General features: G+C 41.6%; 14 protein-coding genes. 9 read left to right on the plus strand and 5 right to left on the minus strand.

Annotated elements, in window-relative coordinates; translation table 11 throughout:
* Positions 1-60: 60 nt before the first annotated feature.
* The 3 genes from rpsA to lon all read right to left on the minus strand — a co-directional run bounded on the left by rpsA (position 61) and on the right by lon (position 5,713).
* On the minus strand, positions 61-1,920 hold the full coding sequence (gene rpsA, locus V5739_RS02255; protein ID WP_266069555.1) for a 30S ribosomal protein S1: 1,860 nt from the start codon (positions 1,918-1,920) through the stop codon (positions 61-63).
* Positions 1,921-2,410: 490 nt separating this feature from the next.
* Complete coding sequence (cmk, locus tag V5739_RS02260; protein ID WP_423819491.1) at positions 2,411-3,103, minus strand: (d)CMP kinase; 693 nt, start codon at positions 3,101-3,103, stop codon at positions 2,411-2,413.
* Between the two features lie 159 nt (positions 3,104-3,262).
* Complete coding sequence (gene lon / locus V5739_RS02265; RefSeq protein WP_423819492.1) at positions 3,263-5,713, minus strand: endopeptidase La; 2,451 nt, start codon at positions 5,711-5,713, stop codon at positions 3,263-3,265.
* 218 nt (positions 5,714-5,931) lie between these two features.
* Between lon and V5739_RS02270 the strand changes: the two genes are divergently transcribed.
* From V5739_RS02270 to V5739_RS02285, 4 genes are read left to right on the plus strand one after another with little or no spacing between them, the layout of a single operon-like run.
* Entirely contained in the window at positions 5,932-6,492 is a 561-nt protein-coding gene (locus V5739_RS02270) for an RNA polymerase sigma factor (RefSeq protein WP_423819493.1), read from the plus strand.
* Positions 6,482-7,045 (plus strand): DUF4179 domain-containing protein, encoded by a 564-nt coding sequence (locus tag V5739_RS02275; RefSeq protein WP_423819494.1) that lies wholly within the window; start codon positions 6,482-6,484, stop codon positions 7,043-7,045. The genes V5739_RS02270 and V5739_RS02275 overlap by 11 nt, the downstream gene beginning before the upstream one ends.
* On the plus strand, positions 7,026-8,123 hold the full coding sequence (locus V5739_RS02280) for a hypothetical protein (protein WP_423819495.1): 1,098 nt from the start codon (positions 7,026-7,028) through the stop codon (positions 8,121-8,123). Before V5739_RS02275 ends, V5739_RS02280 begins: the two co-directional genes overlap by 20 nt.
* 37 nt (positions 8,124-8,160) lie before the next feature.
* Positions 8,161-8,895 (plus strand): head GIN domain-containing protein, encoded by a 735-nt coding sequence (locus V5739_RS02285; RefSeq protein WP_423819496.1) that lies wholly within the window; start codon positions 8,161-8,163, stop codon positions 8,893-8,895.
* A 60-nt stretch (positions 8,896-8,955) separates the two neighbouring features.
* On the opposite strand, the gene V5739_RS02290 is transcribed toward V5739_RS02285, so the two are convergent.
* Both V5739_RS02290 and V5739_RS02295 read right to left on the minus strand, forming a co-directional pair.
* Complete coding sequence (locus tag V5739_RS02290) at positions 8,956-10,296, minus strand: MFS transporter (RefSeq protein ID WP_423819497.1); 1,341 nt, start codon at positions 10,294-10,296, stop codon at positions 8,956-8,958.
* Between the two features lie 65 nt (positions 10,297-10,361).
* Positions 10,362-11,183 carry a M48 family metallopeptidase gene (locus tag V5739_RS02295; protein WP_266069563.1) on the minus strand — a complete coding sequence of 274 codons (822 nt, stop codon included), beginning with the start codon at positions 11,181-11,183 and terminating at the stop codon, positions 10,362-10,364.
* A 153-nt stretch (positions 11,184-11,336) separates the two neighbouring features.
* On the opposite strand from V5739_RS02295, the gene V5739_RS02300 reads away from it, so the two are divergent.
* The 5 genes from V5739_RS02300 (at position 11,337) to lpdA (ending at position 15,285) form a co-directional block, all read left to right on the plus strand.
* Positions 11,337-12,206: an alpha/beta hydrolase gene (locus tag V5739_RS02300; RefSeq protein ID WP_423819498.1), complete on the plus strand. Its 870-nt coding sequence runs from the start codon at positions 11,337-11,339 to the stop codon at positions 12,204-12,206.
* Positions 12,207-12,234: 28 nt separating this feature from the next.
* Positions 12,235-12,726: a peptide-methionine (R)-S-oxide reductase MsrB gene (gene msrB, locus V5739_RS02305; RefSeq protein ID WP_423819499.1), complete on the plus strand. Its 492-nt coding sequence runs from the start codon at positions 12,235-12,237 to the stop codon at positions 12,724-12,726.
* 65 nt (positions 12,727-12,791) lie between these two features.
* Entirely contained in the window at positions 12,792-13,199 is a 408-nt protein-coding gene (msrB, locus tag V5739_RS02310; protein ID WP_266069566.1) for a peptide-methionine (R)-S-oxide reductase MsrB, read from the plus strand.
* Positions 13,200-13,204: 5 nt separating this feature from the next.
* Complete coding sequence (locus V5739_RS02315; RefSeq protein WP_266069567.1) at positions 13,205-13,717, plus strand: hypothetical protein; 513 nt, start codon at positions 13,205-13,207, stop codon at positions 13,715-13,717.
* A gap of 176 nt (positions 13,718-13,893) precedes the next feature.
* Positions 13,894-15,285: a dihydrolipoyl dehydrogenase gene (gene lpdA / locus V5739_RS02320; protein WP_423819500.1), complete on the plus strand. Its 1,392-nt coding sequence runs from the start codon at positions 13,894-13,896 to the stop codon at positions 15,283-15,285.
* The last annotated feature ends 133 nt before the right edge of the window (positions 15,286-15,418 follow it).

Consider the following 15,418-nt stretch of genomic DNA (forward strand, 5'->3'; position numbering starts at 1 on the left):
CTATAAAAAAACCTCTCCGGTTTCCCGGAGAGGTTTTAAATATTTAAAAATTTCAGGAAATTAGTTTTTTCCTTCCATTTTATCTTTCAACGCCTGAAGTTCTGCGTTAACATCACCAATAGTAGTGTTGCTTTGAGCTTGTTGTGCAGCGGCTTTCTTTTGGGCCTGCTTTACAATTTGCTGCTCTTCTTCCTTGTGGATAGCAGTGTGAGATGCTACCACTCTCTTGAATTCTTTATTGAATTCAATGATTTGGAATTCTGCAGATTCTCCCTGCTTCAGTTTGCTTCCGTCTTCTTTTTCAAGGTGACGTTGCGGAACGAATGCAGTGATATCTTCATTAAAGTCTATAGTCGCACCTTTGTCAACGATCTCTGTAATTGCAGCTGTGTGAGTAGTTCCTACAGCGAATTCTGATTCATATTTATCCCAAGGGTTAGACTCAGTTTGCTTGTGACCAAGGCTTAATTTACGTCCTTCTACATCTAATTCAAGAACAACTACCTCAAGTTTATCACCTACGTTAGTGAATTCACTTGGATGCTTGATCTTCTTGGTCCATGAAAGGTCAGAAATATAGATAAGTCCGTCAATTCCTTCTTCAAGTTCTACGAACACTCCGAAGTTAGTGAAGTTACGAACTATACCTGTATGTCTTGAACCAACCGGGTATTTAGAAGTGATGTCAGTCCATGGATCTGGAGTCAATTGCTTGATACCAAGAGACATTTTTCTGTCTTCACGATCTAAAGTAAGGATTTGAGCTTCAACCTCATCTCCAACGTTCACGAAGTCCTGAGCTGAGCGCAGGTGGGTACTCCATGACATTTCAGAAACGTGGATAAGACCTTCAACACCTTCAGCAACTTCGATAAATGCACCGTAATCTGCGATCACAACTACTTTACCTTTTACTTTGTCACCTACTTTAAGGTTCTCATCAAGAGCTTCCCATGGGTGTTTGCTAAGTTGTTTAAGACCTAACTGGATTCTTGTTTTAGCCTCATCAAAGTCAAGGATAACAACGTTCAGTTTTTGATCAAGTTCAACGATCTCATTTGGATGGTTGATACGTGACCAGCTAAGATCGGTGATGTGAACAAGTCCGTCAACACCTCCAAGGTCAACGAATACACCGTAAGAAGTGATGTTCTTAACAGTACCTTCAAGTACCTGACCTTTTTCAAGCTGCCCAATGATCTCTTTTTTCTGCTCTTCGATATCGGCTTCGATAAGTGCTTTATGAGATACAACAACGTTCTTAAATTCGTGGTTGATCTTCACGACTTTGAATTCCATTGTTTTACCTACGTATGCATCGTAATCCCTGATTGGTTTCACATCGATTTGTGAACCAGGAAGGAAAGCTTCAATACCAAATACGTCTACGATCATACCACCTTTTGTGCGACATTTCACGTAACCGTTCACAATAAGACTTTCGTCGTGTGCTTTGTTCACACGATCCCATGCCATAATAACACGAGCCTTACGGTGAGAAAGGATCAACTGTCCTGTAGCGTCTTCACGAACATCAATCAATACCTCTACTTCATCTCCAACTTTAAGATCTGGGTTGTAACGGAACTCATTAAGAGAAATTACACCTTCACTTTTTGCATTGATGTCAATGATCGCATCACGATCTGTAATGTTGATCACTTTTCCGGTAACTACTTCATCATGTAAAGTGTCAACGAAATTTTCTGCTACAAGCTTTTCAAATTCTTCCAGCTTTTGATCGTCGATAGGATCAATTCCTTCTTCGTAGTTGTGCCAGTTGAATTCCTTTAAGAATTGCTCAGGATCTTGTTGCTGTACCTCTGCATCAGGTTGAGACTTAGTCTCCATACCTGCTACCGGTTGAATTTCAGCGTTTTCAGAACCCTGAACTTCTTGATTTTTTGTTTCTTCAGCCATTGCTGATAATTAATTTGTATCCTGTATTCTTCCGGAAGATATTTGCAATAAAAGAACACAGAAGTGTTTATAATATTGATTTTCAACCCTTTTAGTCTCCCGACCTATTGCTAAAAGGAGTGCAAAAATACAACTAATATTGACAATTGTCAATATTTAGATATGAGATTTTAGATTTGAGATATGAGATATGAGAATCAGAAATTGGATAATGTATTTTGTATAATGTGGATTCTAAGATGGTCTTTGCATCACATTTTAAATGTGGCTTTAGCCACGAATTCACGAATCTTTTGAATCATTCATATTTCCCGCTGATTTCGCAGATATACACATATTTCCAAATCTTCGAATTACCTTCTTAAAATGTCATTTTTGAAACCTTATTTAATAGCAACGAGAGCGGCCAAAAGGATTCATCTTCAAATTTTCAAATTCCCAAATCTTCAAATTAAAATTTTGGAATTTGGTGCCTGGAATTTAATGCTTGCTAATTGTTTATTGCCTCATCGTACAACTCGAGGATCTTCTCAAATTGTCCTTCCAGGGTGAGGTGGGAGTTGTCTATTTCTTTTGCGTCTTCTGCTTTTACAAGGGGCGAATCTTTTCTTGTGGTGTCTAAAAGGTCTCTTTCTTCAACATTTTCAAGCACCTCCTGGTAAGTCACTTCTTCTCCCCTTTCAGAAAGCTCCTTGAACCTTCTCTGGGCACGCTCCCGGGCGCTGGCTGTCATGAAAATTTTAAGCTCGGCATTTGGAAAAACTACTGTCCCAATATCACGCCCATCCATTACAATGCCTTTTTCCCTGCCCATTTCCTGTTGTTGTGCAACCAGCATTTCCCGCACCTGTGGCACCGCTGCAATCTTACTCACATAGTGGGAAACCTGCATTTGGCGAATTTCTTTTTCCACATTCTCACCATTTAAGTACATTTCACCAAAACCCACTTCAGGATTAAAGATAAACTTCAGTTTTATAAGAGAAAGATCGGCTATAAGTCCGGCAACATCAAAATTATTTTCAGAAATAAATTTTTTCCGCAGCGCATAAAGGGTAACTGCCCTATACATCGCGCCAGTATCTACGTACACATAGCCTAACTCTTTGGCTAGCTGCTTTGCCACGGTACTTTTACCTGTTGATGAAAACCCGTCTATTGCAATGGTGATCTTTCTGGTCATAAATGTTGGTTCTTCAGCTTAAAGAGCCAGAAATAAAGACTCTCAAAAATGCCATTTTTGGCACCTCTGCAAAAATAGGTATTTCTTACAGGTTTAAAAGGAAATCGTTCTTAAACAAAAAAAGCCCCGCTGTTAGCGGGGCCTAATTTCAATTACTTTCTATAACTGTTTAGGATTTTTAACCTTCTCATCGAGGATAGCCAGGTCAATGACCTCAGACATTTCCTTCACATAATGAAAAGTAAGGCCATTAAGATATTCTTCTTTAATATCTTCTATATCCCTTCGGTTTTCTACACAAAGTATGATCTCTTTAATGTGGGCCCTTTTTGCAGCGAGGATCTTTTCTTTGATCCCGCCCACCGGAAGCACTTTACCCCGCAAGGTGATCTCTCCCGTCATGGCGATGCTTTTCTTCACTTTTCGCTGGGTGAATAACGACACAAGGGAAGTAAGCATTGTAATTCCTGCACTGGGACCATCTTTTGGAGTAGCACCTTCGGGCACGTGAATGTGAACATTATATTTCTCCATTACCTCGGGGTCTATCCCAAGGGCTTCAGCATTTCCTTTAATATATTCCAAAGCAATGGTAGCCGATTCTTTCATCACTTTCCCCAGGTTCCCGGTAATATTGAGGGAGCCTTTTCCTTTAGAAAGAATAGATTCAATAAACAGGATATCTCCTCCTACCTGCGTCCAGGCCAGGCCTGTAACCACCCCGGCAGTCTCGTTATCTTCATATTTGTTGCGCTCGAGTTTGGGGCTGCCCAAAACATCAAGAATATCCGAATCTTTGATCTTAACGTTATACTCCTCTTCCATCGCCATGTTCTTGGCGGCATATCGCACCATTTTGGCAATCTGCTTTTCAAGGCTACGCACACCAGATTCCCTGGTGTAACCTTCAACTATCTTCTCCAGTTGTTTTTTGCCAATCTTCAGGTTGTCTTTGGTAAGGCCGTGTTCTTTTAACTGCTTCGGAAGTAAATGCTGTTTCGCAATCTCAACTTTCTCTTCAATGGTATACCCGGTCACGTTGATGATCTCCATCCTGTCACGCAGGGCCGGCTGAATGTTACCCAAATTATTTGCTGTAGCTATGAACATCACTTTGGAAAGGTCAAAGGGCATCTCCAGGAAATTGTCGTGAAATTCACTGTTTTGTTCAGGATCCAACACCTCCAGTAAAGCTGAAGAAGGATCTCCGCTATGACCTATACTCAGTTTATCAATTTCGTCAAGAACAAAAACAGGGTTGCTGGTTCCTGCCTTTTTGAGAGACTGAATAATCCTTCCAGGCATAGCACCGATGTAAGTTTTTCTATGTCCCCTTATTTCGGCTTCATCTCTAAGTCCGCCCAGGGAAACCCGCACATATTCTCTACCCAAAGCTTCGGCAACAGAACGGCCCAGGCTGGTCTTACCAACTCCCGGGGGCCCGTAGAGACATAAAATAGGAGATTTCATGTCATTTCTCAACTTAAGAACCGCAAGGTATTCTATAATCCTTTCCTTCACATCTTCAAGGCCATAGTGATCACGGTCAAGAATACGCTGGGCTCGCTTAAGGTCAAATTTATCTTTGCTGAAGTCGTTCCACGGCAGGTCCAGGAACAGGTCCAGATAATTCCGCTGAATGGAATACTCGGCCACCTGCGGATTCATCCGCTGCATTTTAGACAATTCTTTAGTGAAGTGTTCTTTTACATTTTCAGGCCATTTCTTCTTTTTCGCCCTGGCGCGCATTTCCTCAACTTCCCCTTCATGAGAAACACCACCCAGTTCTTCCTGAATGGTCTTCATTTGCTGGTGAAGAAAATATTCCCGCTGCTGCTGGCTCATGTCACTTTGCACCTTGCTCTGGATGTCATTGCGAAGTTCCAGCTTGTGATACTCCACATTCATAAACTTAAGCGTGGAAAGTGCACGTTCTTTAAGATCATTCGTTTCAAGTAGCTTCTGTTTCTCCTCTACTGAAAGATTCATGTTTGAAGAAACAAAATTGATCAGGAACGAAGGACTCTCAATATTCTGAATCGCGAAAGAAGCTTCCGAAGGAATGTTTGGGCTGTTCTTTATAATTTGTAAAGCCAGTTCTTTGATAGAATCAATAATGGCTTTAAACTCCTCATTTTCTTCGGCAGGACGTGCCTCGGGCACTTCAATGATCCTGGCCTTCAAAAATGGCTTATCGGCAATTACTTCATCTACTTCAAACCGTTTTTTACCCTGGATGATCACGGTGGTATTTCCATCGGGCATTTTAAGCACCCTAAGAATCCTCGCAACTACCCCAATTTTATTGATGTCCTGTGCGGTAGGATTTTCTACCTTCTCATCTTTTTGAGAAACCACCCCAATAACTTTAGTATCGTTATTGGCTTCATTAATAAGTTTTATAGAAGTATCGCGACCTGCCGTGATAGGTATTACCACCCCGGGAAATAGCACTGTATTTCTCAAGGGTAAAATAGGTAATATTTCAGGAAGGTCTTCCTTATTTATTTCTTCTTCATCTTCAGGGGTCATTAGGGGAATCAATTCTGCATCTTCATCTATTCCCTGTAATGACAGACTGTCAAGATTTTTAAATTTTGTTCTGCCCATATCTGTTTTTAAGTCAAACTGTCACTGCAGTTATTATATCACAATCTATTTAGTTACTTTACTACCTTTACTCATGCTGTATAACAGGCATTTAAAGCACATTTTAGACACATTATTTCAATTGTTATGCCAACGTTCAGAAAATCAATTAAAAGAAAATTCTGCAAAACTGTAACAAACTTTGTTCTACCCCATCTTTATAGTAAAGCTTTTAGATTTTGACACTAACCACCACACATATTGATGAGCTTTTGGAGAAATGCCGCCGGGGAGACGAGCGTGCCCAAATGAAAGTGTACAACAAGTACAGCAAAGCGATGTACAACGTGGCGCTGCGTATTGTTAAAGACTCTGCGGAAGCTGAAGATATTATGCAGGAATGCTTCTTAAAAGCCTTTGACAAACTTGACACTTTTGAAGGGACATCAACATTTGGCGCATGGCTTAAAAGGATAGTGGTAAACCACAGCATAGGAGTGTACAATAAAAACACCCGGTATACTGAAGTGGAATACCACGACCAATTTAAGCATGCAGCCGATGAATCGGCAGGGATAGCTTCCGAAGAAGAAGAGCAGAATCCAAAAGTAAAGATGATCTTAAAGACCATGGAATCTTTAAAAGAAAATTACCGGGTAGCCTTAACCCTCCATTTAATTGAAGGTTATGATTACGAAGAGATATGTGAAATCTTAAACATTACCTACGCCAATTGCAGAACAACAATTTCACGGGCTAAAGAAAGCCTACGCACCAAATTACTGAGCTATGAAAAATGATAACGATTTAAAGGACCTTTTTGAGGGGCTGGATTTCGATATTGCCGAGCCTACACCACGGCATGAAGATCGCTTCAGGGAAAAACTACGGCAACGCCCTCCAATAAAGAAACCCAGGCACAACGGATTAATTAGCCTGCGGCTACCTGTGATGGCAGTAGCAGCAAGTTTTCTTGTGGCTGTGCTCATCTTCCAGGGGATATTTAACAACCCCTTTACGGGAGAACAGGAACTGGCAAATGTTTCACCAGAGATGAAGCAAACCCAGGAATTCTATTCCTCGGTTATAAGAACTGAGCTAGCCGCATTAAAGGAGCAAAAAACACCAGAAAATGAAGCAGTGATCAATGATGCCCTAACTCAACTGGACATCCTTGAAAAAGATTATGAAACCTTAAAAAAAGACCTGGGAAAAAGCGGCCACGATCAAAGAGTGATCTACGCTATGATAACAAATTTTCAAAAAAGAATTGACCTGTTAAAAATGGTACTTGAAAAAGTAAATGATATAAATACCCTAAAAAACACAAATCATGAAAACAAAACTATATAAGGCTTTGATCGTCCTCTTCCTTATCCCAGCAGTAGCCTGTGCAGAAGGAGATCTTAGAGGAAAGTACACCAAACAAAAGCGCGTAAAAAAAGAATTTAAAGTCTCGTCCAATGACATGCTGAAGATCTCCAATAGCTATGGCAACATCGACATCGTAACCTGGAACCAGAACCGGGTAGAAATAGATGTCATTGTTCGCACCAACGGGAATGACGAAGAAAAAGTAGAACAGCGCCTAAGGGAAATTGATGTTGCTTTTAATCAAACCAGTGGGCAGGTAACAGCAAGAACCATACTTGAGAAAAACAATAACAATTCTTTTTGGGGAAGCCTTTTTGGCGGTAGCAGCAGCAATGTCAACATAGAGATCAATTACAGGGTGAAAGCCCCGGTGACCAACAGCGTAGATCTCTCTAATGACTACGGAAGCATTAACCTCGACAAGCTGAAAGGTGATGCTCAAATCTCCTGTGACTACGGAAAGATCATGATAGGCGAACTTTACGGGAACAACAATGAGCTGGATTTTGACTACACCCGAAACAGCAGCATTGGCTATGTAAAACGTGCCAGGATCAACGCAGATTACTCTGAGTTCACTATTGATGAAGCCGGAACCCTGAACCTGAGTGCCGATTATACAGATTCCAACATTCTAAAAGTAGAACATCTATCTTTCAACAACGACTACGGCTCCCTAAAAGTGGAAAAATTAAAGAACATGAAAGGAGAAGGCGATTACCTGGGAATAAAACTTGGACTTTTGTACGGCAGCCTCAATCTCAATATGGATTACGGTTCACTGGTAATTCAAAAGATCATGCCCAGCTTTAAAGACATCAATATCAACAGCGATTACACGGGAGTGAAGCTGGGATATGACAGGGAAGCCCCTTTTAGCTTTGAGATAAAAACGGCTTATGGAGGTGTTAATGGAGTAAATAACAGTAACTTCACTGTAAATAAACGCAACCAAAGCGGCAGCGATAATTATTACCAGGGATACCACCGCACCGAAAATACAGGAGGAAAAATCTATGTAGATTCCAGCTATGGCAGTGTTTCCTTTACCGATTAATATTTAAAGAACATCAATCACCCAAAAAACAATAATCATGAAAAAATTATTATCAACACTTTTTGTAGCCCTCTTTTGTATCACCGCAACCCAGGCACAATGGTGGCAGGGAACCAAAAAAATAGACGGCAACGGGAATATGGTTTCAAAAACCAGGACAGTACCAAGTTATGAGGCAGTATCGCTTACCGGCTCTATGGATGTGATCCTGGTAAAAGGCAGGGAAGGAAGTTTAAAGATCGAGGCTGAAGAGAACCTGCAACAGCATATTGAAACCGAAGTTAGTAGCGGAAGGCTCAAAATTTCAGTCGAAAAAGGCTATTCTTTAAATCCTTCCCGAAATAAGGGCATTACCATTACCGTTCCTTTTACAGATATTGAAGAGGTAAGTTTAACAGGGTCTGGCGACATACGCTCCAATGACCTGGTGAAATCCAGCAATTTTTCTATCAACATCACCGGTTCGGGTAATGTAAAACTTCCGGTTGAAACCAGGAATGCTTCAGCAAGTATTACAGGATCGGGGGATATTGACCTCTCTGGCAAGGCCGAAGATTTTGATTGCAAGGTAACAGGATCTGGAGATATAAGTGCTTTCGATTTTAGGTGTAAAAACGTTTCTGCAATGGTAACAGGATCGGGAGATATTCAGGTTTATGCGTCAGAATCTTTAAAAGCCAGCACTCCGGGTTCGGGAGATATCGAATACAGGGGAAATCCTAAAAAAGAGGATTTCAGGACCATGGGTTCTGGATCTATCAGCAAAAACTAAAACTTCAGAAGTAACTGCGGTTTAAAGACCTCATCCCGGCAGGGTGTCAAAAAGGGGTTTTTAAGCCGCTTCTTTTTTTGAAAGTTTCCCCGTACGAGGCACCTTCAGCAATAAAAATACTCCAATCAAAAAGAAGGCTGTAAGAAAAAGAATAGAATACCTGATGCTCCCAAATACCTGTGTAACCAAGCCATAAAGGGACATCCCTATCACAATGCCTATTTTTTCTGAAACATCATAAAAACTGAAGTAACTAGTGGTATCTGACGTACCTTCGGGAAGCATTTTTGAGTAGGTGGATCGCGAAAGGGTTTGTATACCGCCCATTACCAGCCCCACCAGCCCTGCAGCGATATAGAACTGCATGGGGGTTCTCACAAAAAACGCATAAACGCAAATACCAATCCACAGTACATTTACCAGGATAAGAGTCTCAATATTTCCCATTTTTGAAGAGAGCCGGGAGGTAATAGTTGCTCCTGCCACAGCCACCAGCTGTATTAATAGTATACTTACAATTAATCCCGTTGTTGCATCCTGCCCTGTCCAGTTCACTTCTTCTATGCCAAAGTAAGTGGCGATCAACATCACGGTTTGTACCGCCATACTGTACACGAAAAAGGCCCGCAGATACTTCTTTAACTGAAGATTATTTTCAAAAGACCTCCAGATCATTCTAATTTCTTTGTACCCGTTAAAAAGTACATCTCGCGTGAGCTTTTCTTTCTTGTTGCCTTTTGGAAGATAATAATAAGTGATCTGGCTAAACCCAATCCACCAGATGCCGGTAAGCACAAATGAAATACGGGTGGGCATGGCTTCACTTTCAAACCCAAACCACTCATAGTTTAGTACCAGCATAAGACACAGGATGAGCAGGATAACACTCCCAACATACCCCAAAGAAAATCCTTTTGCACTTACCTTATCCTGTTGGTTAGGAAAGGCAATATCGGGCAGGTATGAATTATAAAAGACAAGGCTGGCCCAGAATCCCACCAATGCAAGAAAATAACAGACCAGCCCAAAAATGAGGTTTTCAAGACTAAACCAGAATAACCCTATGCAAGACAGGGCGCCAAGGTAACAGAAGAATTTCAGGAAGTTCTTTTTATTCCCCACATAGTCTGCAATCCCCGAGAGGAACGGGCTTATCACAGCCACCAGCATAAATGCCATGGCGGTCACGTAACTAATGAGGGAATCGTTGTTGAAGTTAAAACCAAAAAGCTGCACAGTATCCTGTATCACCCTGCCTTCTTCATTTTTCACGATAGTGAGAGCAGCATAGAAAATAGGGAATATGGTAGAAGCTATTACAAGGCTATAAACCGAATTTGCCCAGTCGTAAAAAGCCCAGGCATTGAGCAATTTTTTACTTCCCTTGGGGAGTTGTTTCATGGAGTAACAAATTAAAAGAGCTGCCAAAATTGGCAGCTCCTAAAATACTGTTTTTTTTAAGACCTCTATTTAAAAGAAGTTACTCCGTACTTCTGGGCCTCGGCTTTAGCCTGGGGAGCCCATTGTTCTATGTTGTTAATACGGGTTTGAGGATTAGGGTGCGTACTTAGAAACTCTGGCTGTGATTGCCCTCCACTTTGCTGCGCCATCCTTCTCCAAAGGTTGGCAGCCTCAGCCGGATCATAACCGGCAATAGCCATAAGCGTTAAACCAATCCTGTCTGCTTCACTTTCATGGCTTCGGCTAAAAGGCAACATTCCGCCAAGGTTGGTACCAAGACCGTAAGCCTGTGCTATAATTTGTTGGGTACTTTCACTCTTACCACCAACTGCAGCTCCTACAACTGCGCCCCCTACCTGTTGTAGCTGTGCGGCACTCATACGTTGTGCCCCGTGATTGGCCACGGCGTGGGCTACCTCGTGAGCCATAATGGCAGCAACCCCTGTTTCATTTTGGGCAATAGGCATGATACCAGTATAAAAGGCAATCTTACCACCAGGCATAGCCCAGGCGTTCACCTGGTCATCCTTTATCAAAGAATATTCCCATTCATAGCCATCAAGATATCCCTGGTAGCCATTGGCATTTAGATACCTTTCTGCAGCAACAGCAATTTTTCTTCCTACATTCTCGATCATTCTTGCTTCCGAAGTATTTTTAACCACCTCACTCTGCGCCAAAACTTCGTTATACTGCTGGAAGGAAGCCGGAAAAATCTGCGAGTTAGAAACAAAATTCAGGTTTCTTTCACCGGTAAAAGGGTTCGTTTTACATCCTGCCAACAGGAGTAAAAAACTAGCCACTATAGTTATTTGTCTCAATTTCATGATAGTTTTATTTTTGTTAAAGTTAATAAATCGAACCGGCTCCACTTGAAGCTTTAAATTAGGTTTAACAAAATACCTGCCAATCTTGAAAAGGCGCTGTACAGCTTGCCCCGTAAAGATTCATATTCGTACCTTGCACACTTTCTCCCTTTTATGACACAACAAAAAAAAGATCAAACTCCTGTGCAGAGGCTCCTGGTTCCCTCCTATATTTTGGCCACAGGAAAAATACTTACCACCCTTTCCCCTTTTTTGGCCAGTAGGTTTGCGGCCCGACTTTTTCTAACCCCTTTCAGGTACAAACTTCCGGAACGGGAAAAGAAAATGGACAGAGAAAGTAAGCAGGAAAAGTTAGTCCTTCCTCATTTTCAACGGGAGATTGTAGTTTACCAATACGGCGAATCTTCCCGCAAAATACTGCTTTCTCACGGCTGGAGCGGCCGCGGCACCCAACTCGCTGTAATGGCCGAAGCCCTTATAAAAGCAGGTTTTGCTGTGGTGAGTTTTGATGCCCCGGCTCATGGAAAAGCATCGGGAAAAATGAGCATGATGCCTCACTTCATAGAAGCTATTGAAGTCTTGGAAAAAAAATACGGACCTTTTGAAGCAGCCATAGGGCATTCCCTGGGCGGCATGGCTTCTCTAAAAGCAGTTTCTAATGGCCTGCCCGTTAAAAAACTGGTCATTATAGGTACAGCGAACAGCATTACGCACATTACCCGTGAATTTGCGCGTAACATGAAGATGAATAACAAAGTAGCAGACAAAATGAAAAGCTATTTTGACAGGAAGTTTGATGAAGATATGAATAAACTCTCGGGTGCAGTTTCTGCGGAAGGAGTCAAAATTCCCACCCTTGTTATTCATGATGAAGATGATGTGGATGTGCACATCAGTTCGGCTTATGATATTCATGAAAAGCTAGAAAATAGTGAGCTCATGACCACCAAAGGCCTGGGCCACCGTCGCATATTAGGTAATTCAGATGTAATTAAGAAAATTGTTGATTTTCTTTCGGTATAGTTCTTGTATCTTCAGTAGTAAATAAACTATGAAGCTTACAATCTCTATTATAATTTTAGTTTTTAGCCTTGGCTGTAACTCAAATGCGCAAGAGGCCAAAAACCAAAAAACCTATCCTGTTTCCAAAACTGAAGCCCAGTGGAAATCGGAATTAACTGCAGCAGAATTTCAGGTGCTTCGAAAAAAAGGAACCGAAAGGGCCTTTTCCAGTAAACTCAACCGTATTGAAGAACCCGGAACCTTTGTTTGTGCCGCCTGTGGTAACGAATTGTATAAAACTCGCCACAAATTTGAAAGCGGAACCGGATGGCCAAGTTTTGATCGCCCTGTAGATGAAAAGAATGTAGACTACAGGCCCGACAGGACGGGAGGCTTCAGCGCTTTAGAAGTACTTTGCGCCAATTGCGGCGGACACCTGGGCCACGTTTTTAATGACGGACCTCGAAATACTACCGGAAAAAGACATTGTATTAATGGGGTTGCCATGGATTTTATTCCGAAGAAAAAAGAGCAGGAATAAAGTTTACCAATTGTTTAAGAATGCCAACACCCCCTAATTTTAATATTTATACAAAACAAAATTATATGATCAAGAAATATCCCATAGAACGCTCAGAAGCTGAATGGCGAAAGCAACTTTCAGAAGAACAATACCGGGTACTGCGCGAAAAAGGTACAGAAGCGCCTCATTCAGGAAAATATAACATGCACTTTCAGGAAGGAGCTTATTGCTGTGCTGCCTGTGACGCCAAACTCTTTGAAAGCGGCCAAAAATTTGAGAGCAACTGTGGCTGGCCCAGTTTTGACGAAGCTTTAGATGGCGCCATAGAATACGTACAAGACAGGAGCTTTGGCATGATTAGAACTGAAATTCTTTGTGCTAACTGCGGCAGTCACCTTGGGCATGTTTTTGACGATGGCCCCACCGACACCGGCCAGCGCTACTGCGTGAATTCGGCCAGTATAGAATTTGAATCTAAACCTAAATCCTAATAAAAATGAAAAAAATATTCTTTCTTTTTGCACTAGTCAGTTTTAGCCTTACCTCCTGCTCCGACGATGGAGAAGTTGGACCACAAGGCCCTCCGGGACAACCGGGAGTCAATATCCTGGGACAGACTTTTGGAGACCTGACTGCCAGAAATTTCACTTTTGACAGTGACTTCAATTTATACAACCACTTCTTCCAAATTCCCGCCGATGTCGAAATTTATGAGTCTGATGCCATTTTAGCTTACAGACTTGAAGTTATAGACAACGTGGAGACATGGAATTTATTACCAAAATCTTATTTTCTTGAAGACGGAAGAATTATCCAGTACTCCTTTAACCACACAGACGAAGACGTGGAGGTATTGATCACCGGAAATTTTGATCTAGAAACTTTAAGTGAAGATTACCTTCAAAACCAATACTTCAAATTTGTAGTTGTACCATCAGAATTTATAGATGAAATGAGCATTGACATTTCCGACCATGATGCTGTGATGCAGGCCCTCGATATCCAATAAGAAATAATCGGTTTATAGATAAAATATCCTTTTCCCTTAAGGGGAAGAGGATATTTTTTTTGCCCGGGTGTCAAAAAGGGCATTTTTGAAAGGATTTCCCGAAACCATATACTTTCGGTTTAAGGTTAATTTCCGTAAATTCGCTGTCTTAAATTCAGTTACACAAAATTCCGAATATGAGTAAATATGACGTTATAGTTTTAGGAAGTGGTCCTGGAGGCTACGTGACTGCCATTCGCGCATCACAATTAGGATTCAAGACGGCGGTTATAGAAAAAGAAAATCTTGGAGGCGTTTGTCTTAACTGGGGGTGTATTCCTACCAAAGCCCTTCTTAAAAGTGCCCAGGTCTTTGAATACCTCAACCATGCAGGAGACTACGGATTAAAAGTAGAGAAAGCCGAAAAAGATTTTGGTGCCGTTATTAAACGCAGCCGAAATGTGGCCGATGGAATGAGCAAAGGAGTGCAGTTCCTGATGAAGAAAAATAAAATCGATGTTATTGACGGTTTCGGAAAATTGAAATCTGGCAAAAAGATCGAGGTTACCGATAAAAACGATAAGAAAACAGAATATTCTGCAGATCATATTATCATCGCAACAGGAGCACGTTCAAGAGAACTGCCAAACCTTCCGCAAGATGGTAAAAAGGTGATTGGTTACCGCCAGGCAATGAGCCTTGAGAAGCAGCCAAAATCTATGATCGTAGTTGGGTCGGGCGCTATTGGAGTTGAGTTTGCCCACTTCTACAAGACTATGGGTACAGAGGTTACTATTGTTGAGTTCCTTCCTAACCTGGTGCCGCTTGAAGATGAGGAAATCTCAAAACAATTTGAGCGCAGCTTCAAAAAAGCCGGAATTAAGGTGATGACAAGCTCTTCTGTAGAGAGTGTTGATACCTCGGGAGACCTTGTAAAAGCACAGGTTAAAACCAAAAAAGGTATGGAAACCCTTGAGGCCGAAGTTGTACTTTCAGCCGTGGGTATTAAATCTAACCTTGAAAATATTGGGCTTGAAGAACTAGGAATTAAAACCGACAGAGATAAGATCCTTGTGAACGATTTCTACGAGACCAATGTGAAGGGAATCTATGCTATTGGAGATGTAGTTGCAGGCCCTGCACTAGCTCACGTAGCTTCTGCGGAAGGGATTACCTGTGTTGAGAAGATCAAGGGAATGCATGTTGAGCCTATTGACTACGGAAATATTCCCGGATGTACTTATGCCACCCCTGAAATAGCTTCAGTAGGTATGACCGAAAAGCAAGCTAAAGAGGCCGGTTATGAGCTGAAGGTTGGAAAATTCCCATTCTCTGCTTCCGGAAAAGCAAAAGCTGCAGGCACACCTGACGGATTTGTAAAAGTGATCTTTGACGCCAAATATGGCGAATGGTTAGGCTGCCACATGATTGGTGCCGGTGTTACCGATATGATCGCTGAAGCTGTTCTTGGCCGAAAATTAGAAACTACAGGACACGAGGTGCTAAAAGCCATTCACCCTCACCCAACCATGAGTGAAGCAGTGATGGAAGCCGTAGCCGATGCTTACGGGGAAGTGATACACCTTTAGAAGGTATATTGTATATTGTATATTGTATATTGTATATTGAATAATGTATAATGTATAATGTGGGGCGGTTTATTTGTTCCACAGAATAAAAAAACCTCCGGAAAAACTTCCGGAGGTTTTTTTAATTTCAGCT

Origin of the sequence: Salinimicrobium sp. TIG7-5_MAKvit (assembly GCF_049569215.1) — a bacterium.
GTDB classification, from domain to species: Bacteria; Bacteroidota; Bacteroidia; order Flavobacteriales; family Flavobacteriaceae; genus Salinimicrobium; species Salinimicrobium profundisediminis.